General features: G+C 72.0%; 19 protein-coding genes. 10 read left to right on the top strand and 9 right to left on the bottom strand.

Annotation, left to right across the window (positions count from 1 at the left end):
- Nucleotides 1-9 precede the first annotated feature (9 nt).
- On the bottom strand, nt 10-1,572 hold the full coding sequence (gene guaB, locus ABZS77_RS18615; RefSeq protein WP_354824032.1) for an IMP dehydrogenase: 1,563 nt from the start codon (nt 1,570-1,572) through the stop codon (nt 10-12).
- A 185-nt stretch (nt 1,573-1,757) separates the two neighbouring features.
- Between guaB and ABZS77_RS18610 the strand changes: the two genes are divergently transcribed.
- Nucleotides 1,758-2,177 carry a DUF5319 domain-containing protein gene (locus ABZS77_RS18610; protein WP_354824030.1) on the top strand — a complete coding sequence of 140 codons (420 nt, stop codon included), beginning with the start codon at nt 1,758-1,760 and terminating at the stop codon, nt 2,175-2,177.
- Nucleotides 2,178-2,223: 46 nt separating this feature from the next.
- Here ABZS77_RS18610 and ABZS77_RS18605 read toward each other — a convergent pair whose 3' ends face one another.
- On the bottom strand, nt 2,224-3,030 hold the full coding sequence (locus ABZS77_RS18605; protein WP_354824028.1) for a response regulator transcription factor: 807 nt from the start codon (nt 3,028-3,030) through the stop codon (nt 2,224-2,226).
- 250 nt (nt 3,031-3,280) lie between these two features.
- On the opposite strand from ABZS77_RS18605, the gene ABZS77_RS18600 reads away from it, so the two are divergent.
- A complete protein-coding gene (locus ABZS77_RS18600; protein WP_139583648.1) occupies nt 3,281-3,664 on the top strand; it encodes a WhiB family transcriptional regulator in 384 nt (127 codons plus the stop codon).
- 65 nt (nt 3,665-3,729) lie between these two features.
- Here the strand turns inward: ABZS77_RS18600 and ABZS77_RS18595 are convergent, their stop codons facing one another.
- The 3 genes from ABZS77_RS18595 to groES all read right to left on the bottom strand — a co-directional run bounded on the left by ABZS77_RS18595 (nt 3,730) and on the right by groES (nt 7,527).
- Nucleotides 3,730-5,376 (bottom strand): molybdopterin-dependent oxidoreductase, encoded by a 1,647-nt coding sequence (locus ABZS77_RS18595; protein WP_354824026.1) that lies wholly within the window; start codon nt 5,374-5,376, stop codon nt 3,730-3,732.
- A gap of 125 nt (nt 5,377-5,501) precedes the next feature.
- Nucleotides 5,502-7,142: a chaperonin GroEL gene (gene groL / locus ABZS77_RS18590; RefSeq protein ID WP_354824024.1), complete on the bottom strand. Its 1,641-nt coding sequence runs from the start codon at nt 7,140-7,142 to the stop codon at nt 5,502-5,504.
- Between the two features lie 70 nt (nt 7,143-7,212).
- On the bottom strand, nt 7,213-7,527 hold the full coding sequence (gene groES, locus ABZS77_RS18585) for a co-chaperone GroES (protein ID WP_030330046.1): 315 nt from the start codon (nt 7,525-7,527) through the stop codon (nt 7,213-7,215).
- A gap of 259 nt (nt 7,528-7,786) precedes the next feature.
- Between groES and ABZS77_RS18580 the strand changes: the two genes are divergently transcribed.
- The 8 genes from ABZS77_RS18580 to ABZS77_RS18545 all read left to right on the top strand — a co-directional run bounded on the left by ABZS77_RS18580 (nt 7,787) and on the right by ABZS77_RS18545 (nt 15,316).
- The gene (locus ABZS77_RS18580) at nt 7,787-8,983 is read left to right on the top strand and encodes a methyltransferase domain-containing protein (protein WP_354824022.1); all 1,197 of its coding nucleotides are present in this window, start codon (nt 7,787-7,789) and stop codon (nt 8,981-8,983) included.
- Nucleotides 8,984-8,993: 10 nt separating this feature from the next.
- Complete coding sequence (ybaK, locus tag ABZS77_RS18575; protein WP_354824020.1) at nt 8,994-9,473, top strand: Cys-tRNA(Pro) deacylase; 480 nt, start codon at nt 8,994-8,996, stop codon at nt 9,471-9,473.
- Between the two features lie 179 nt (nt 9,474-9,652).
- On the top strand, nt 9,653-10,741 hold the full coding sequence (locus ABZS77_RS18570; RefSeq protein ID WP_354824018.1) for a substrate-binding domain-containing protein: 1,089 nt from the start codon (nt 9,653-9,655) through the stop codon (nt 10,739-10,741).
- Nucleotides 10,742-10,854: 113 nt separating this feature from the next.
- On the top strand, nt 10,855-11,673 hold the full coding sequence (locus ABZS77_RS18565) for an ATP-binding cassette domain-containing protein (protein WP_354824016.1): 819 nt from the start codon (nt 10,855-10,857) through the stop codon (nt 11,671-11,673).
- A complete protein-coding gene (locus ABZS77_RS18560; RefSeq protein WP_354824014.1) occupies nt 11,670-12,932 on the top strand; it encodes an ABC transporter permease in 1,263 nt (420 codons plus the stop codon). The genes ABZS77_RS18565 and ABZS77_RS18560 overlap by 4 nt, the downstream gene beginning before the upstream one ends.
- 22 nt (nt 12,933-12,954) lie before the next feature.
- The gene (locus tag ABZS77_RS18555; RefSeq protein WP_354824012.1) at nt 12,955-14,136 is read left to right on the top strand and encodes an ROK family protein; all 1,182 of its coding nucleotides are present in this window, start codon (nt 12,955-12,957) and stop codon (nt 14,134-14,136) included.
- Between the two features lie 19 nt (nt 14,137-14,155).
- Complete coding sequence (locus tag ABZS77_RS18550; RefSeq protein WP_354824010.1) at nt 14,156-14,455, top strand: DUF1707 domain-containing protein; 300 nt, start codon at nt 14,156-14,158, stop codon at nt 14,453-14,455.
- A gap of 123 nt (nt 14,456-14,578) precedes the next feature.
- Entirely contained in the window at nt 14,579-15,316 is a 738-nt protein-coding gene (locus ABZS77_RS18545; protein ID WP_354824008.1) for a DUF4142 domain-containing protein, read from the top strand.
- Between the two features lie 25 nt (nt 15,317-15,341).
- Here ABZS77_RS18545 and ABZS77_RS18540 read toward each other — a convergent pair whose 3' ends face one another.
- The 4 genes from ABZS77_RS18540 to tsaB are packed head-to-tail and all read right to left on the bottom strand — an operon-like array spanning nt 15,342 to nt 17,806.
- Nucleotides 15,342-15,596, bottom strand: a complete 255-nt coding sequence (locus tag ABZS77_RS18540) for a hypothetical protein (RefSeq protein WP_030330028.1) — start codon at nt 15,594-15,596, stop codon at nt 15,342-15,344.
- Nucleotides 15,597-15,610: 14 nt separating this feature from the next.
- Nucleotides 15,611-16,657, bottom strand: a complete 1,047-nt coding sequence (gene tsaD, locus ABZS77_RS18535; protein WP_354824006.1) for a tRNA (adenosine(37)-N6)-threonylcarbamoyltransferase complex transferase subunit TsaD — start codon at nt 16,655-16,657, stop codon at nt 15,611-15,613.
- Nucleotides 16,650-17,132: a ribosomal protein S18-alanine N-acetyltransferase gene (rimI, locus tag ABZS77_RS18530; protein ID WP_354824004.1), complete on the bottom strand. Its 483-nt coding sequence runs from the start codon at nt 17,130-17,132 to the stop codon at nt 16,650-16,652. Before rimI ends, tsaD begins: the two co-directional genes overlap by 8 nt.
- Nucleotides 17,129-17,806 carry a tRNA (adenosine(37)-N6)-threonylcarbamoyltransferase complex dimerization subunit type 1 TsaB gene (gene tsaB, locus ABZS77_RS18525; protein WP_354824002.1) on the bottom strand — a complete coding sequence of 226 codons (678 nt, stop codon included), beginning with the start codon at nt 17,804-17,806 and terminating at the stop codon, nt 17,129-17,131. The genes rimI and tsaB overlap by 4 nt, the downstream gene beginning before the upstream one ends.
- Between the last annotated feature and the right edge of the window lie 187 nt (nt 17,807-17,993).

Genomic DNA, 17,993 nt, shown 5'->3' with positions numbered 1-17,993 from the left:
GGTGGTGGGTCAGCGGGTGTGGTAATTGGGCGCCTCGACGGTCATCTGGATGTCGTGCGGGTGGCTCTCCTTGAGGCCGGCCGCGGTGATCCGGATGAGCTGGCCCCGGTCGTGCAGATCGGGGATGTTCTCCGCACCGGCGTACCCCATCGCCAGCCGCAGCCCGCCGACCAGCTGGTGGGCCACCCGGGAGAGCGGCCCCCGGTAGGGCACCTGACCCTCGACGCCCTCGGGGACCAGCTTGTCGTCGCTGAGCACGTCCTGCTGGAAGTAGCGGTCCTTCGAGTACGACTTGGCCTGGCCCCGGGACTGCATCGCGCCCAGCGAGCCCATCCCCCGGTACGCCTTGAACTGCTTGCCGTTGACGAAGATCAGCTCGCCAGGGCTCTCCTCGCAGCCGGCCAGCAGGCTGCCGAGCATCACCGTGTCGGCGCCGGCGACGAGCGCCTTGGCGATGTCGCCCGAATACTGGATGCCGCCGTCACCGATCACCGGCACGCCGGCCGGACGGGCGGCGCGGGCCGCCTCCATGATCGCGGTGATCTGCGGGACGCCGACCCCGGCGACGATGCGGGTGGTGCAGATCGCACCCGGGCCGACGCCCACCTTGACCCCGTCGGCGCCAGCGTCGACGAGCGCCTTCGCGCCCGCGTACGTGGCCACGTTGCCGCCGACGATGTCGATGCCCACGTCCTTCTTGAGCCGGCGGACCATGTCCAGCACGGCCCGCTGGTGGCCGTGCGCGGTGTCCACGATCAGCACGTCCACGCCCGCGTCGACAAGGGTGCGCGCCCGCTTGTACGAGTCCTCGCCGACGCCGATCGCGGCGGCCACCCGGAGCCGGCCCGCCCCGTCCTTGGTGGCCTCCGGGTACTGCTCGCTCTTGGTGAAGTCCTTGACGGTGATCAGCCCGCGCAGCCGACCCGAGTCGTCGACGATCGGCAGCTTCTCGACCTTGTGCTGGCGCAGCAGCGCCAGCGCGTCGTCCTTGCTCACCCCGACCTGGGCGGTGATCAGCGGGGTCCGGGTCATGATCTCGCGGACCGGAGTGTCCGGCTCGGAGACGAACCGCATGTCCCGGTTGGTGACGATGCCGACCAGCTGCCCGTCGCCGTCCACCACCGGCACACCGGAGATCCGGTACCTGCCGCACAGCTCGTCGACCTCGCGCAGCGTGTCGTCGGGGCTGGCCGTCACCGGGTTGGTGATCATGCCGGACTCGGACCGCTTCACCAGGTCGACCTGGAGCGCCTGGTCGTCCACCGAGAGGTTGCGGTGCAGCACGCCGATGCCGCCCTGGCGGGCCATGGCGATCGCCATCCGCGCCTCGGTGACGGTGTCCATCGCGCTGGACAGCAGCGGGATGGTCAGCTCGATGCTGCGGGTGAGCTTCGTACGGGTGTTGACCCGGCTGGGCACCACGTCCGACTCGCCCGGCTGCAACAGCACGTCGTCGAAGGTGAGCCCGAGCGGAACGACCCGGGCCGAACCGGCCGGCAGCTCGGGCAGGTGGCCGCCCAGGTCGGCGCGCTCGGCGCCGGCCGGAAGATCGGTGCTGGGCGAATTTTCCACGATTGCTCCCCTGAGCTGCTCGGATGGGCTTCAGCGAGGTGGCGCGGGCGGGCACCGGAGCGGGCCACGATGCCGGCACGTCGTCCCATCGTACCCAGTGAGCTGGGCGACTCCTGCGGTGGCGGGCCGGCCCGTCGCGCGCCCGGGGGCGGACGTCCCCGTCGCGTTGGGTCTACGGTGAGGGGGTGCACGACGAGCCCATCGACCCGTTCAACGGTGACCCGGCCGACCCGACAGCGGGGCTGGACGACCCCGGCGACGACGCGACGCCGGATCCGCTGACCGACGTCGAGCGGCAGGACGTGTTGGAGGACCTCGCCGACCTGGAGATCTACCAGGCCCTGCTGGCGCCGATCGGGGTGCGCGGGCTGGTGATCGAATGCGAAGACTGCCGGGAGCCGCACTACTTCGACTGGGACCTGCTGCGGGGCAACCTGCGGCACCTGCTCAACTCGGGGCGCCCCCGCGTGCACGAGCCCGCGTACGACCCGGACCCGGACCACTACGTGACCTGGGACTACGCCCGCGGGTACGCCGACGGGGTGCACGACACCCTGACCGAGGGCACCGAGGACGAGCCGGGCACCGCCACCGCGACCGACTGAGCCCGCCTCCTGCCCGCGCGCCAGGGGTCCGGCGTGCGGATCCGGGTCAGGCGACCAGGCCGGCGCGGAACCCGGCGGCCACCGCGTGCGCGCGGTCTCGGGCGCCGAGCTTGCGAAACAGCCTGCGGGCGTGGGTCTTGACCGTGTCCTCCGACACGAACAGCTCCCGGCCGATCTCGGCGTTGCTCTTGCCCTCGGCCATTCCCAGCAGCACCTGAAGCTCCCGCTCGGTGAGCCCGATCGATGATCGTGCGGGGCGGGCGCTCGGGGCGGGGCGGGCCTGCTCGTCAGGCGTCTCACCGCCCGCCGGCTCGACCTCGTCGTCGCCCCGCTGCACGGGCACCGACGGCAGACCCGCCGGGCCGTCGCCGGTGGCGGGTCGGCCGGGCTCGCCGGATCCGCGCAGCGACGGCGTCGAACGGCCGGAGCCGCCGACGGCCGCGGTGTCCCGGGCCGGGTCGGTGATCCGTTGCCGGTTCGCCCGTCCGGGGGCGGTGAGCAGCAGCAGGGCCTTGGCCACCGCGCTGGTCAGGTCGTGGTCGGCGTTCTGGATCAGGCCCCGGGCGCCGGCGCTGATGGTGGCCGCCGCGGCCTCCGACTCCTCGGTGCCGAGCAGCACCACCGCGGCCTGCGGCGCGCGGGCCAGCACCCGGCGGACGAAGCCCGCGCTGTCCGGCCGGGTGAGGGCCGTGTCGGCAAGCACGACGTCGGCCGGTCGCTCGGCGAGCCGCAGCATCACCTCGGGATCGGAGACGGCGGTACGAACGATCGCGGACAACCCCAGTCGCGCGGCAGCAGAAGTCAGATGCTGGGCCGCGAGTGGTGTCCGAACGCACACAAGAACGGTACGCACTGTGGTCTCCTCTCCGCCCACGAGCAGACCATGACGGGGTCGCCTGGGGAGGGGGTTCCGGGCAATCCTTCGAACTTTTCCGACAGATAGGGCAAAAGCCGCAATTTTCGGGGCGTTCTCGATCACACACGTGTGAGTCGTCGGCGACCCGGGTACCGGAGATCCAGGCCGGGAACGGTGCGCCTGCGCGGCCCGCCGCCCGGAAGCCGGCCACAAGATCTCGCGGTGCCGCGCGGGAGGAGGGGTGCTGATGTCGAACGTACGTAGACTGCCCGGACCCATCGTCGATCTCTGGGACTGGCAGCGGCTCGGTGCCTGTCGAGGGCGCGACAGCGCCCAGTTCTTCCACCCCGACGGCGAGCGGGGCTCCTCCCGGCTCCGTCGCGAATCCTCCGCCAAGGCCGTCTGCCGCGCCTGCCCCGTCCGGGCCGAGTGCGCCGCGCACGCGCTGTCGGTGCGCGAGCCGTACGGCGTGTGGGGTGGCTTCAGCGAGTCCGAACGGCTGCGGCTGCTCGCCGTCGGCTGGGAGGACCTCGCCGACCGCCGGCACGCCCGGGTGGACGTCGCCCGGCTGGAGGCCCGACTGGGCCGCCCGCACAAGTCCACCGTCCCGGCCCAGCGCAACGTCGCCTGACCGGCACACCCTCTCGAACAACCCGCGAACCGCGCCTCCCGAAGAAGGGAGGCGCGGTTTCGTGCTCAGCGCACGGTGACCGTGACCGTGTGCCAGCCGGTGGCGCCGTCCGGGACGACGTCCTGCCGACGCTCGGTCTGCGTCTCACCTGTCGCGTCGGTCGCCCGGACCTGGAGACGGTGCTCACCCGGCGTGGCGTCCCAGCGCCACGACCACTGCACCCAGGTGTCCACCGACACCGTCGGAGCCAGGTCGGCCTCCTGCCAGGGCCCGCCGTCGACGCGTACCTCGACCCGACTGATGCCCCGCTGCTGCGCCCACGCCACCCCGGCCACGGTCACCGGGCCGGCGGTCAGCCGGTTGCGCCCCCGGGGCGCGTCGATCCGGGACTGGGTCTTGATCGGCCCCTCGACGGACCAGCCCCGCGGCACCCAGTACGCGTCGAAGTCCGCGAACCGGGTCAGCTCCAGCTCGCTCACCCATTTGCAGGCCGACACGTAGCCGTAGAGGCCGGGCACCACCACCCGCACCGGGAAGCCGTGCTCGACCGGCAGCGGCTCACCGTTCATGCCGATCGCCAGCAGGGCGTCCCGCCCGTCGCGCAGCGCGGCCGTGGGGGTGCCGCAGGTCCAGCCGTCGACGGACCGGCCGACGACCTGGTCGGCGCCCTCCTCCGGCTCGACCTCGTCAAGCAGTTCCCGCAGGGGTACGCCGAGCCAGCGGGCGTTGCCGATCAGGTCCCCGCCCACCTCGTTGGAGACGCAGGCCAGCGTGATGTACCGCTCGACCAGCGGCCGGGCCAGCAGATCGGCGTAGCTGTAGGTGCGTTCGGTACGGACCCGGCCGTGGATCCGCAGCCGCCAGGTGTCCGGGTCCACCTGGGGCACCACCAGCGCGGTGTCGATCCGGTAGAACCCGAAGTTCGGGGTGACGTACGGCGCGAGCTGGGTCAGCGACAGGTCCGCCCCGGCCGGCACGGCCGGTGCGGGGGCGACCGGAGGGGGCAGCCGGATCGCGTCCCGGGCGGCGGACACGCCCCGTCGACCGGCCAGCCAACGACCGCCGAGACCGGCCACCGTGGCCGTGCCGAGCAGCACGCCGGCGCTGGTGAGGAACCGTCGACGCGACTCCGGGTCGACCTCCTTCCCGGGCGCGTCCGACTCCGGCGGAGCGGCGGGGGTGACCGGCACCGGCAGCTCGTCCGACGTCGTCGGGCCGGCCGGTGACACGGGCGCCGGCGGGGTGGTCGGCGCCGGCGGGGACCAGGGCCAGGGGTTCAGCTCCAGGGGGCCGGCGACGAACAGCCAGAGCACCAGGGCACCGAGGCCACCGCCGACCAGCGACGGCAGCGCGTCGAGGACGTCCGCCCCGGGACGGGTCAACGCGGCGGCCACCCCGACGGCGGCGAACGCCGCGATCCCGGCCAGCCCGAACGCCAAGCGGCGTACCGCCAGCATCCCGAACAGCGCGGCGAACGCGCCGAGCAGCACCGCCGTACCGACCAGCAGGGCGATCTTGTCGGCGGTGCCGAAGAGGTCGATGGCGAACTGCTTCACCGACTCGGGAACGGCGTCGACGACCACCCCGCCGACCGCGACCAGTGGCGCGGACCGGGGACCGGTCAGCACCGCGACCGGCTCGGCGGTTCCGATCGCGACGGCGGCAGCGGTCACTCCGGCGAGCGCGGCGTACCGCCGTGACGTGGTGCTCATCGGCCCAGTGTGCGCGATCATTCCGCCGCGTCGCCAACCACGTCAGCGCTCGGTAATGACCTCGCACGACGAACCGGGGCACACCGCCGTACGACGGTGTGCCCCGGAACGGGTGTGCTACCGGGTCAGAAGCCCGGGCCGTGCTGGTGGCTGTGCCCGTGGCCGTGCCCGCCGGCGGCGGCCGGCTCGGCCTGCTCCGGCTTCTCGACCACGAGGCTCTCCGTGGTGAGCAGCAGACCGGCGATCGAGGCGGCGTTGGTGACCGCGTTGCGGGTCACCTTCACCGGGTCGATGATGCCGGCCTTGACCAGGTCGCCGTACTCGCCGGTGGCGGCGTCGAGGCCGTGACCCCACTTCATGTCGGTGACCTTCTGGGTCACGACGTAGCCGTCGTGACCGGCGTTCTGCGCGATCCAGCGCAGCGGCTCGACGAGCGACTTGCGCACGACCGAGACGCCGACCTTCTCGTCACCGGTGAAACCCAGGTCGTCGTCGAGCACCGGGAGGATCTGCACCAGGGCGGCGCCGCCGCCGGGCACGGTGCCCTCCTCGACCGCGGCCTTGGTCGCCGCGATGGCGTCCTCGATGCGGTGCTTGCGCTCCTTCATCTCGACCTCGGTCGCCGCACCCACCTTGATCACGGCGATGCCGCCGGAGAGCTTCGCCAGCCGCTCGGCCAGCTTCTCCCGGTCCCAGTCGGAGTCGGAGGCCTCGATCTCCTTGCGGATCTGGGAGACCCGGTCCTCGACGTCGGCCTTCTGGCCGCCACCGTCGACGATCGTGGTGTTCTCCTTGTCGACCACGACGCGCCGGGCGGTGCCGAGCACCTCCAGGCCGACCTGGTCGATCTTGTAGCCCAGCTCCGGGGCGACCAACTCGGCGCCCGTGGAGATGGCGATGTCCTGGAGCATCGCCTTGCGCCGGTCGCCGAAGCCGGGCGCCTTCACCGCGCAGACCTTGAGCGTCTTGCGCAGCGAGTTGACCACGAGGGTCGAGAGCGCCTGGCCCTCCACGTCCTCGGCGATGATCAGCAGCGGCTTGCTGTTCTGCAGGACCTTCTCCAGCAGCGGCAGCAGCTCCTCGATCGCCGAGATCTTCTGGGTGGTGACCAGGATGTACGCGTCCTCGAGGACGGACTCCTGACCCTCCAGGTCGGTGACGAAGTTCGGCGAGATGAAGCCCTTGTCGAACTGGAGACCCTCGGTCACCTCCAGCTCGGTGGTGAGCATCGAGCCCTCCTCGACGGTGATGACACCGTCGCGTCCGACCCGCTCCATCGCCTCGGCGATCAGCTCGCCGATCGTGGCGTCCTGCGCGGAGATCGTCGCCACGTTCGCGATCGACTTCTTGTCGGCGACCTCGACGGCCCGGCCGAGCAGCGCCTCGGAGACCTTGGCGGCAGCCGCGTCGATGCCCCGCTTGATGCCGGCCGGGTTGGTCCCGGCGGTGACGTTGCGCAGGCCCTCACGGACCATCGCCTGCGCCAGCACGGTCGCGGTGGTGGTCCCGTCGCCGGCGACGTCGTTGGTCTTGGTCGCCACCTCCTTGACCAGCTGCGCGCCGAGGTTCTCGTAGGGATTGGTGAGCTCGATCTCCTTGGCGATGGTCACACCATCGTTGGTGATCGTCGGCGCACCGAACTTCTTGTCCAGGACGACGTTGCGCCCGCGCGGGCCGAGGGTGACCTTGACCGCGTCAGCAAGGGCGTTGACACCATGCTCCAGCAGGTGCCGGGCGTCGTCCGAGAAGCTGAGGATCTTCGCCATGTATGTCCCTTCGAAGCGACGTCGCCCCGGCCCGGCGAGCCGGACCGGGGCGACGACACTGATCGGTTGCTTACTTCTCGATGACCGCGAGGACGTCGCGGGCGGAGAGCACCAGGTACTCCTCGCCGGCGTACTTGACCTCGGTGCCGCCGTACTTCGAGTAGAGGACGGTGTCGCCGACCTGCACGTCAACCGGAACCCGGTTGCCGTTGTCGTCGACGCGCCCCGGGCCCACAGCGAGGACGGTGCCCTCCTGCGGCTTCTCCTTGGCGGTGTCGGGGATCACGATGCCCGACGCCGTGGTGGTCTCAGCCTCGTTCGCCTGGACCACGATGCGGTCCTCGAGCGGCTTGATCGCAACCTTGGTCGCGGTAGTCACGGGCATACCCTCCTGGGGTACTGGTTTCGTTGCTGACCAGCGGGGCTGACCAGCGTCAATCTGCCTCATGCCACCGGGCGGGGCCGTCGTCGCGGGTGCCGGTCCGCCTGGCGTGCGCGCCCGGGTCGCGAGACCCGGAAGCTGGCACCCTCAGGGTGAGAGTGCTAATCGCAGGTTATTCCGTGGCTAGCACTCCGTCAAGGAGAGTGCCAGCGAGTCGCGCCCCGGCAGGCCGGATTTCCGCGTCGACCGGGAGAATGTCGGGGTGGATCTCGACCAGCTGGCGGCGCTGCGTACCCCCGAGGGGTCGGCCGCGCTCACGGCGGCGGCCGGACTGGCCGGCGGCGACCCGCTGACCGCGGCGTCGGCGCTGCGCGCGGCCGGGGTGCCTCCGGCGCTGGCCTCGGCGGCGCTCACCCAGGCCGAGCTGCGCCACCGGGCGGTCGGCAAGTTCGGGCCGGTCGCCGCCGGGATGTTCCTCACCCGCGCCGGACTGGAGCAGGCCACCCGCCGGGTGGTCGCCGACCGCCGGGCCGCCCGGCTCGCCGCGGGCGGCGTCCGCACCCTGGCCGACCTCGGCTGCGGTCTCGGCGCGGACGCGCTGGCCGCCGCCCGCGCCGGCATCCGGGTGTACGGGGTGGAAGCCGACCCGGTGACCGCCGCGATGGCCGCCGCCAACGCCGAGGCTGCCGGGCTGGCGGACCTGTTCACGGTCGAGTGCGGTGACGCCACCTCGTTCGACGTCTCCCGGGTCGACGGCGTGTTCTGCGACCCGGCCCGGCGCACCACAGGCACCGGTCGACGGATCTTCGACCCGCGCGCCTACTCGCCACCGTGGGACTTCGTCACCGGACTGGCCGAGCGGGTGCCACGCACCGTGGTGAAGGTGGCGCCGGGCCTGGACCACGCGCTCATCCCGGCCGGCGCGGAGGCCGAGTGGGTCGGCGTGGACGGCGACCTGGTCGAGGCCGCCCTCTGGTGCGGCGACCTGGCCGAGGTGCCCCGTCGCGCCACCCTGTACCGCCGGGAGGACGGCGGTACCCGCCGCCACCAGCTCACCGGCTCGGGCGCCAGCGAGGCGCCGGTCGGGCCGCCGCGCCGCTACCTGTACGACCCGGACCCGGCGGTGGTCCGCGCGCACCTCGTCGCCGAACTGGCCGGTGAGCTGGACGCCACCCTCGGCGACCCGAGCATCGCCTACCTCTACGCCGACCAGCCGACCCGCACCCCGTACGCGCGCTGCCTGGAGATCACCGACGTGCTGCCGTTCTCGCTCAAGCGACTGCGCGCACTGCTGCGGGACCGCCGGGTGGGCCGGGTGGAGATCCTCAAGCGGGGTTCCGCGCTCACCCCCGAGCAGCTACGGCGGGACCTGCGGCTGGCCGGCGACCAGGCGGCGAGTCTGGTGCTCACCCGGATCGCCGGCGCACCGACAGTGCTGGTCGGTCGACCGGTCGACTAGCGTCGCCGGTGTGGCAGGACAGGGCACTCCGGCGACGGCACTGGTGGTCAAGCATGGGGTGGCGCATCGCACCCATCCGTACCGGGTGGCACCGGACGCCCCGAACTACGGCGCCCTGGTGGCGGCGGCGCTCGGCGTGCCACCGGAGCGCGTGTTCAAGTCGCTGGTGACCGAGGTCGACGGTGCACTGACCGTGGCGGTCGTTCCGGTCACCGGCGAGCTGGATCTGAAGGCGCTCGCGTCGGCCGTGGGTGGCAAGCGGGCGGTGCTGGCCGACCGGGCGGTCGCCGAGCGGGCAACCGGCTACGTACGCGGCGGGATCAGCCCGCTCGGGCAGCGCAAGCGGCTGCCCACCGTGCTGGACGACTCCGCGCTGGCATTCCCGACGATCTACGTCTCGGCTGGTCGGCGCGGTCTGCAACTCGAACTGGCCGCGGCGGATCTGGTGGCGCTGACCGACGCCCGCACCGCGCCGTTGCAGACCCACTGACGGTCTTCGTTACGTCTACTCCCCCGTGGGATACCCGGGGAGTAACAGTCGCGTTGCTGAATTGTTATCGCTCCCAACAAACTATGCACCTGCGCGGTCTTGTGGAGCCGGTGTGACGCGAAATACGTTGCCGGGCACAACAAAACAACACCTCCCCCACCTCCGAAAGGACCCTGCACATGCGTAAGGGGATCCTCACCATCGCCGCCGTGGGCCTGCTCGCGACCGGCGGCTTGACCGCCTGTAGCGACGACTCCGGCACCGGCTCGACCGACTCCAAAAAGACCCCCAAGATCGGCGTGATCCTTCCGGACAGCAAGTCCTCCCCCCGCTGGGAGACGGCGGACCGCCGCTTCCTGGAGGAGGCGTTCAAGGCCGCCGGCGTCCAGTCCGACATTCAGAACGCCCAGAACGACAAGGCCGCCTTCCAGACCATCGCCGACCAGATGATCACCGGCGGCGTCACCGCCCTGATGATCGTCAACCTGGACTCCGGCACCGGCAAGGCCGTGCTCGACAAGGCCAAGTCGCAGGGCATCGCCACCATCGACTACGACCGGCTCACCCTCGGCGGCTCCGCCCAGTACTACGTCAGCTTCGACAACGAGACCGTCGGCAAGCTCCAGGGCGAGGGTCTGGCGAAGTGCCTGACCGAGAAGAACGCCAAGAACCCGGTCGTGGCGTACCTGAACGGCTCCCCCACCGACAACAACGCCACCCTGTTCAAGAACGGCTACGACTCGGTGCTCAAGCCGAAGTTCGACAGCAAGGAATACACCAAGGGCCCGGACGACGCCGTGCCGGGCTGGGACGGCCCCACCGCCGCGACCATCTTCGAGCAGCAGCTCACCGCGACCAAGGGCAAGATCGACGGCGTGCTGGCCGCCAACGACACTCTCGGCAACGCCGCCATCTCGATCCTGAAGAAGAACAAGATCAACGGCAAGGTGCCGGTGACCGGGCAGGACGCCAGCGTGGAGGGCCTGCAGAACATCCTCGCCGGTGACCAGTGCATGACCGTCTACAAGGCAGTCCGGGAAGAGGCCAAGGCCGCCGCGGACCTGGCCATCGCGCTGGCCAAGGGCGAGAAGAAGGACACCGGCCAGTCGGTGAAGGACGGTGACCGCGACGTCCCCTCGGTGCTGCTCACCCCGAAGGCCATCTACAAGGACAACGTCAAGGACGTCATCGCCGACGGCTACGCGACCAAGGAACAGGTCTGCACCGCGGCGTACGCCAAGTTCTGCGCCGAAGCCGGCATCAGCTGACCGACGCCGCAGTACCCGCCGGAACGACCACCGCCGCCCGGCACGGGAGCACCCTCCCGTGCCGGGCGGCGCCCGCCGGACGGGCCCCGACCCTCCCTTAAGAAGGAGACCCCGTGTCCGCGACCCCCCTGCTGGAACTCCGCGGGATCGACAAGAGCTTCGGTCCCGTCCAGGTGCTCCGCGACGTCGCCCTGACCGTCCACCCAGGCGAGGTGACCGCACTGGTCGGCGACAACGGCGCCGGAAAGTCGACCCTGGTGAAGTGCATCAGCGGCATCCACCCCACCGACGCCGGAGAGTTCCTGTTCAACGGTGAACCTGTGCACATCGGCAGCCCCCGCGACGCCGCCACGCTCGGCATCGAGGTCGTCTACCAGGACCTCGCGCTCTGCGACAACCTGGACATCGTGCAGAACATGTTCCTCGGTCGGGAGAGGCGCAGCGGCATCGTCCTGGACGAGCCGACCATGGAACAGCTCGCCGCCGAGACGCTGGCAGGGCTCTCCATCCGCACCGTCACCTCGCTGCGTCAGCATGTGTCCAGCCTCTCCGGCGGCCAGCGCCAGACCGTGGCCATCGCCAAGGCGGTGCTGTGGAACAGCAAGCTGGTCATCCTGGACGAGCCCACCGCGGCCCTCGGCGTGGCACAGACCGCGCAGGTGCTCGAGCTGGTCCGCCGACTCGCCGACAACGGCCTGGCCGTGGTGCTCATCTCACACAACATGAACGACGTCTTCGCCGTCTCCGACCGGATCGCCGCGCTGTACCTCGGCCAGATGGTCGCCCAGGTGAAGACCACCGACATCACCCACGCCCAGGTGGTCGAGCTGATCACCGCCGGGCGCTCGGGCGGGCTCGGCCTCGCCACCGACCCGGGCAGCAACGGCGACGGCGCGCAGCCGGCCGACTCGACCTCAGGAGGTCTCCGATGACCACCACCGCCGTGCGCAAGGACGGCCCGGCGGCCGTCACACCGACGCCGACCGTCGGGGGCCACGTCCGCAACTACCTGAGTCGGGTACGCGGTGGCGACGTCGGCGCGTTGCCGGCCGTGCTCGGCCTGATCGTGCTCTGCACCGTCTTCGCGATCATGCGGCCGTCGTCGTTCCTGTCGGCCGGCAACTTTGCCAACCTCTTCACCCAGGGCGCGGCGGTCACGCTGATCGCGATGGGCCTGGTCTTCGTGCTGCTGCTCGGCGAGATCGACCTCTCCGCCGGCTTCGCCAGCGGCGTCTGCGCGGCGGTGCTGGCCAATGTGGTCACAGTGCTCGGCTACCCCTGGTGGGTCGCGGTGCTCGCCGCGGTCGCCACCGGTGTGGTCATCGGCACCACGCTCGGCCTGCTCGTCGCGAAGATCGGTGTTCCGTCCTTCGTGGTCACCCTCGCCGGCTTCCTCGCCTTCCAGGGCGTCGTGTTGCTGCTCGTGCAGGAGGGCACCAACATCTCCGTCCGCGACGAGGTGCTGGTCGCCATCGCCAACCGCAACCTCGCCCCCGCGCTGGGCTGGGCGCTGACCGCCGTCGCCGTCGTGGGCTACGCGGCGGTGCAACTGCTACGCCACCGCAACCGGGCGGCACGTGGTCTGATCACCGACCCGATCGCGGTGGTGGCGCTGCGGATCGCCGGGCTCGCCGTCATCCTCGGCACCGCAGTGTACGTGCTCAACCTGGAGCGCAGCCGCAACGTCCTCATCGTCTCGCTCAAGGGTGTGCCGATCGTGGTGCCGATCATCGCGGTGCTGCTGGTCATCTGGACCTTCGTGCTGCAGCGCACCAGCTACGGCCGGCACATCTACGCCGTGGGCGGCAACCGGGAAGCGGCCCGCCGGGCCGGCATCGGAGTCGACCGGATCCGGATCTCCGTCTTCGTGATCTGCTCGTCCATGGCCGCCATTGGTGGCATCGTGGCGGCCAGCCGGGCCAACTCGGTCGACCCGAACACCGGGGGCAGTAACGTACTGCTCTATGCGGTCGGCGCAGCGGTGATCGGCGGCACCAGCCTGTTCGGTGGCAAGGGCCGCGTCTTCGACGCCGTGCTCGGCGGCGCGGTGGTCGCGGTCATCGAGAACGGAATGGGCCTGATGGGATACACCGCGGGAGTCAAGTACGTGGTCACCGGTGTCGTACTGTTGCTCGCCGCGAGCGTCGACGCGCTCTCCCGCCGCCGCGCGGCAGCCACCGGTACCCGTTGACCGCGCAGGAGGTAGCACCGCCATGCGCGCAGGACCGAGCCAGGACGATGTCCGACGGCAGAACCTCGGTGCCCTGCTACGGCACGTACACGTCCACGGTGCGACCACGCGTGCCGAACTGACCACCACGCTGGGCCTCAACCGCAGCACCATCGGCGCGCTCACCGCCGACCTGTCCTCGGTGGGACTGGTCAGCGAGGGGGCACCGAAGGAGACCGGGCGGGCCGGACGACCGTCACTCGTCGTCCGGCCCGAGTCCGCGCGGGTCTACGCGTACGCGTACTCCGTCGAGGTGGACCGGCTGCGCGCCGCCCGGATCGGGCTGGGTGGCGCGGTCCTGGACCGGCGGGATCTGGACCGGCCACGTGGCCTGCTGGCCGCCGAGGCGGCGCCGCTGCTGGCCGGTGCGGTCAAGGAGATGCAGCAGGTGGTGCCGCCCGACGCGATCTGTGTCGGGACCGGCGTGGCGGTCTGCGGCATGGTCCGCCGCGAGGACGGCCTGGTGCGGCTCGGCCCGACCACCGGCTGGGTGGACGAGCCGATCGGCGCGGCTCTCGGCGCCGAACTGGGCCTCGACGTACCGATCACGGTCGGCAACGTGGCAGACGTTGCCGCGTTCGCCGAACACGCCCGGGGAGTGGCCGCCGGCTGCGACAACGTCATCTACCTGTACGGCGATGTCGGTGTCGGCGCCGGCATCATCGCCGGTGGTCGCCGGCTCACCGGGCACGGCGGGTACGGCGGCGAGGTCGGCCACATGAAGGTGGTCCGCGACGGGATGCCCTGCGAGTGCGGCGCCCGGGGTTGCTGGGAGACCGAGATCGGCGAGCACGGGCTGCTCCGGGCGGCGGGACGCTCCGACGCGCGGGGACGCGACGCGCTGCTGGCCGTCTTCGACGCCGCCGACCGGGGCGACGCCCGCGCCCAGACGGCGGTCCGGCAGGCGGGTGACTGGCTCGGCTTCGGGGTCGCCAACCTGGTGAACGTCTTCAACCCGGAGATGGTCATCTTCGGCGGCACCATGCGTGACCTCTATCTGGCCGCCGCCGCCCAGATCCGCAGCCGGCTCAACTCCAACGCGCTCGGCGCCTGCCTGGAACACGTCCGGCTGCGCACCCCCAAACTGGGCGAGGACGCGCCCCTGATCGGCGCCGCCGAACTGGCCTTCGAACGGCTCCTCGCCGACCCCCTCGACGTGGGCTGATCCGCGTACCCTGTCCGGCGTGGATGTCGAGCTGCGTGCCTCCGACGACGACCGCAACCGGGTGGTCGCCGAGCTGCACCGGCACACCACGGCCGGCCGGCTCACCCTTGACGAGTTCTCCGACCGGGTCGGTGCGGTGTGGACGGCCCGTACCCTCGGTGACCTGGCCGCGCTGACCCGCGACCTGCCGGCCCTGCCCGACGACGCGGCCACCGGGGCCGCCGCCGTCGGGCACGGCCGCCGCGAGCTGCTGGTGCTCTTCGCCGTCGCCGCGCTCACCCTGCTGCTGCTCGGTGGTTTCCTCGCCGTCACCCGCTGATCCGCGTCGCCGACGGTGAACTGATCACACGATCAGTCCGTACCAGTGGGCGGGCGGGCAGCCGGCGGGTACGGCTGCCCGGTCCCGACGCGTTTCGGTCCGGACCGAGGAGGCACCGCAGACATGGCACCGCTCAGATCCGCCCGTCGCTGGCTGGGCAACCGGACCCACCGGACGGCGATGCTGCTCATCGCGATCATCGCCGGGGTCGGCGTCCTGCCCGGCGTGGCGGTCGCCGCGCCCGGCGGGCAGCAGCTCAACGCCGCCGACATGACCCTGCTCAACGGTGTGCGGCTGGCCGGGCTCTGGGAGATGCCGGCTGGTCAGATGGCCGCCGAGAAGGGGCAGTCGGCGAAGGTCCGGGAGATCGGCGCCGGCATCGCCAACGAGCACCAGAAGCTCGACGAACTCGTCGTGACGGCGGCCAACAGGCTCGGCGCGACAATCCCCTCCGAGCCGACGGCCGAGCAGAAGGGCTGGCTGGCGGAGATGCAGAACGCCTCCGGCGCCCGGTTCGACCAGATCTTCGTGACCCGGCTGCGGGTTGCCCACGGCAAGATCTTCCCGGTGATCGGCGCGGTGCGGGCCAGCACCCGGGACGCGACAGTCCGCAAGCTCTGCGACGACGCCAACGGCTTCGTGATGCACCACATGCAGATGCTGGAGAGCACCGGGCTGGTCCGCTGGCCGGAGCTGCCGCCGGCCGCGCTTCCCGCCCCGGGCAAGGACGGCCTGTTGGCCGCCGCCGGTGCGAACTCCGGTCCTCAGGTCGGGGTCAGCAGCACGGTCGTGTGGCTGGTCTTCCTCGCCGCGCTCGGCACCGGCGGGATCGCCACCTACCGGATGCTGCGCCGCAACTGAGCATCGGCGTCGTCGGTGGCCCGGGTCAGCGGTCCACCTGGGTGAAGTCCCAGGAGTGCGGGGCGCGGGCCACCAGCAGCGCGGGCGGATCGGGCAGTGGGCGCGGGTTGCTGCGCCACTTGGAGATGACCACGACCCGATGGTCGGTGGAGGAGAAGACCTCGCTGGACACGTGCAGCGGGTCGTGTTCCACCTCGGGCAGGGCGGTGTCACACACCCAGGTGATCAGGTCGGCCACCCCGTACGCCTCGGCCCGCGCCTCCCACATCCGCACGATCATGTCCGTCGCCCCCGTCACACGCTGACCGTGGTCAGCGGCAGCGCCGAGTCGGCCGGCAGGTCCAGTCGGCTCGGGGCGACGCCGGCGGCGACCAGGTGCGAACCGAGCGCGGCCACCATCGCCCCGTTGTCGGTGCACAGCTTCGGCCGGGGCACCCGGACCCGGATGCCGTACTTCTCGGCCCGCTGCTCGGCCAGCGCCCGCAGCCGCGAGTTCGCGGCCACTCCCCCGCCGATCACCAGGGTATCGATGCCCTGTGCGCGGCAGGCGGCGAGCGCCTTGCTGGTCAGCACGTCGCAGACCGCCTCCTGGAAGGACGCGGCCACGTCGGCCACCGGCACCGGCTCGCCGGCACGTTGACGGGCCTCGACCCAGCGGGCCACTGCGGTCTTCAGGCCGGAGAACGAGAAGTCGTACCGGTGCGCCGCGAGGTCCTTGGCGGCGGTCAGGCCGCGCGGGAAGGCAATCGAGGCGGCGTCGCCGGCGCGGGCTTCCCGGTCGATGGGCGGGCCGCCGGGGAACGGCAGGCCGAGCAGCCGGGCGACCTTGTCGAACGCCTCGCCGGCCGCGTCGTCGATGGTGGCGCCGAGCGGGGTGACGCCCCGCGCCAGGTCGTCGACGAGCAGGAGCGACGAGTGCCCGCCGGAGACCAGCAGCGCGATTGCGGGTTCCGGCAGCGGGCCGTGCTCCAGGGTGTCCACGGCGACGTGCGCGGCCAGGTGGTTGACGCCGTACACGGGTTTCTCGGCGGCGAGCGCGTACCCCTTGGCGGCGGCGACACCGACCAGCAGCGCGCCGGCCAGTCCGGGTCCGGAGGTGACCGCTATCGCGTCGATGTCGGCGAGCGTGACGCCGGCCTCGGTCAGCGCCCGCTGCATGGTCGGCACGATGGCTTCCAGGTGGGCACGGCTGGCCACCTCGGGCACCACGCCTCCGAACCGGGCGTGCTCCTCGACGCTTGAGGCGAGCGCGTCGGCCAGCAGGGTGTGCCCCCGGACGATGCCGACTCCGGTCTCGTCGCAGGAGGTCTCGATACCCAGGATCAGCGGTTCGTCAGCCATGGTCGTGTGGTCCGTCCCCGGTCGGTTCGGCGTCGCGCTGCATGACCAGCGCGTCGGTGTTCGTCGCTTGGTAGTAGCCGCGTCGCACCCCGATCGGCTCGAACCCGTAGGTCGCGTAGAGCCGTTGGGCGGGGGCGTTGTCCACGGCCACCTCCAGCAGGGTGCTGCGGGCGTGGCGTCGGTCCGCCTCGGCGAGCAGGTCCTCCAGCAGGAGGCGGCCGATGCCGCGCCGCTGCACGTCCCGCCGGACGGCGATGACCTGTACCCACACCTCGTCGGGTGGTGCTCCGGCCAGCCCGGCGTAACCGAGCACCGTGCCGCCGTCGTCGGTGGCGACCCGGTAGTGGTGTCGGTTGGCCAGCTCGTTCCAGAACATGGCCGCCGACCACTTTCCGGCGCCGAACAGGTCCGCCTCGGTCGGCAGCACCTCGTCGATGTGCCACCAGCGGAACGGTTCGATCCGTACCGCCGTCACGGGAGGACCGGTTTGCGGCCGGTGGCCGCCACGGCGTCCGGGCGGCGCAGGTAGAGCGGGGTGAGCCGCTCGCTGGGGGCCCCGGCCCGGATCCGCTCGCCGGCGAGCAGCGCCAGCACCGTCGCGTCCGGGTAGCGCGGCTCCACCCGGACCGGAAGATCCAGGACCTCGGCGTACCGGTGCGCCCCGTCGCCGACCGCGACCAACGCGCCCAGCTCGCGGGCGCGGGCTGCCGCCACCGCGGGCGTGGAGACCTCGGGCCCGACTAGGCGCTGGCCGGCACCGTCGTAGACGGCCCAGTAGAGCTCCTTGCGGCGGGCGTCGCTGGCGGCCAGCACCGGTTCGCCGGCCGCCGCCGGGTGGCCGATGGCGTCGAGCGAACAGACGCCGTACGTGGGGATGCCGAGCACCTGGCCCATCGTGGCGGCGGTGACCAGGCCGACCCGCAGCCCGGTGAACGGCCCCGGGCCGAGCCCGGCGACGATGGCGGCCAGGTCGCGTGGACGCGCGTCGACGTCGGCGAGCACCGCGTCGACCTGGGGCGCCAGCAGTTCGCCGTGCGCGCGGGCATCGACGGTGCACCGGTGCGCCCGGGACGCGACGCCGTCCGCCGAGACCTCCACCAGCGCCGCGGTCACCGCAGGGGTCGAGCTGTCCACCACGAGTACGAGCACGGTAAGCCAGCCTAGCGGCCCCGCCTCGACCTCCGGGCCACGCCCCGCCCCGATGCCTCGTCACGCCCGCGTACCCGACCCGTTCGTTCCGCGCCTGCCCGCCGCGCCCGGTCGCGGCACCTCGCGGGCCGCAGCGGCCGCCCCGCCCCCGCAGCCTGTGGGACGTCGGGTACGCCACCGCGGTCGC

The sequence above is a fragment of the Micromonospora sp. NPDC005298 genome (assembly GCF_040607375.1).
Lineage (GTDB): Bacteria > Actinomycetota > Actinomycetes > Mycobacteriales > Micromonosporaceae > Micromonospora.
The sequence above is the reverse complement of the archived record's forward strand: the minus strand, read 5'-3'. Positions and strand labels throughout refer to the sequence as shown.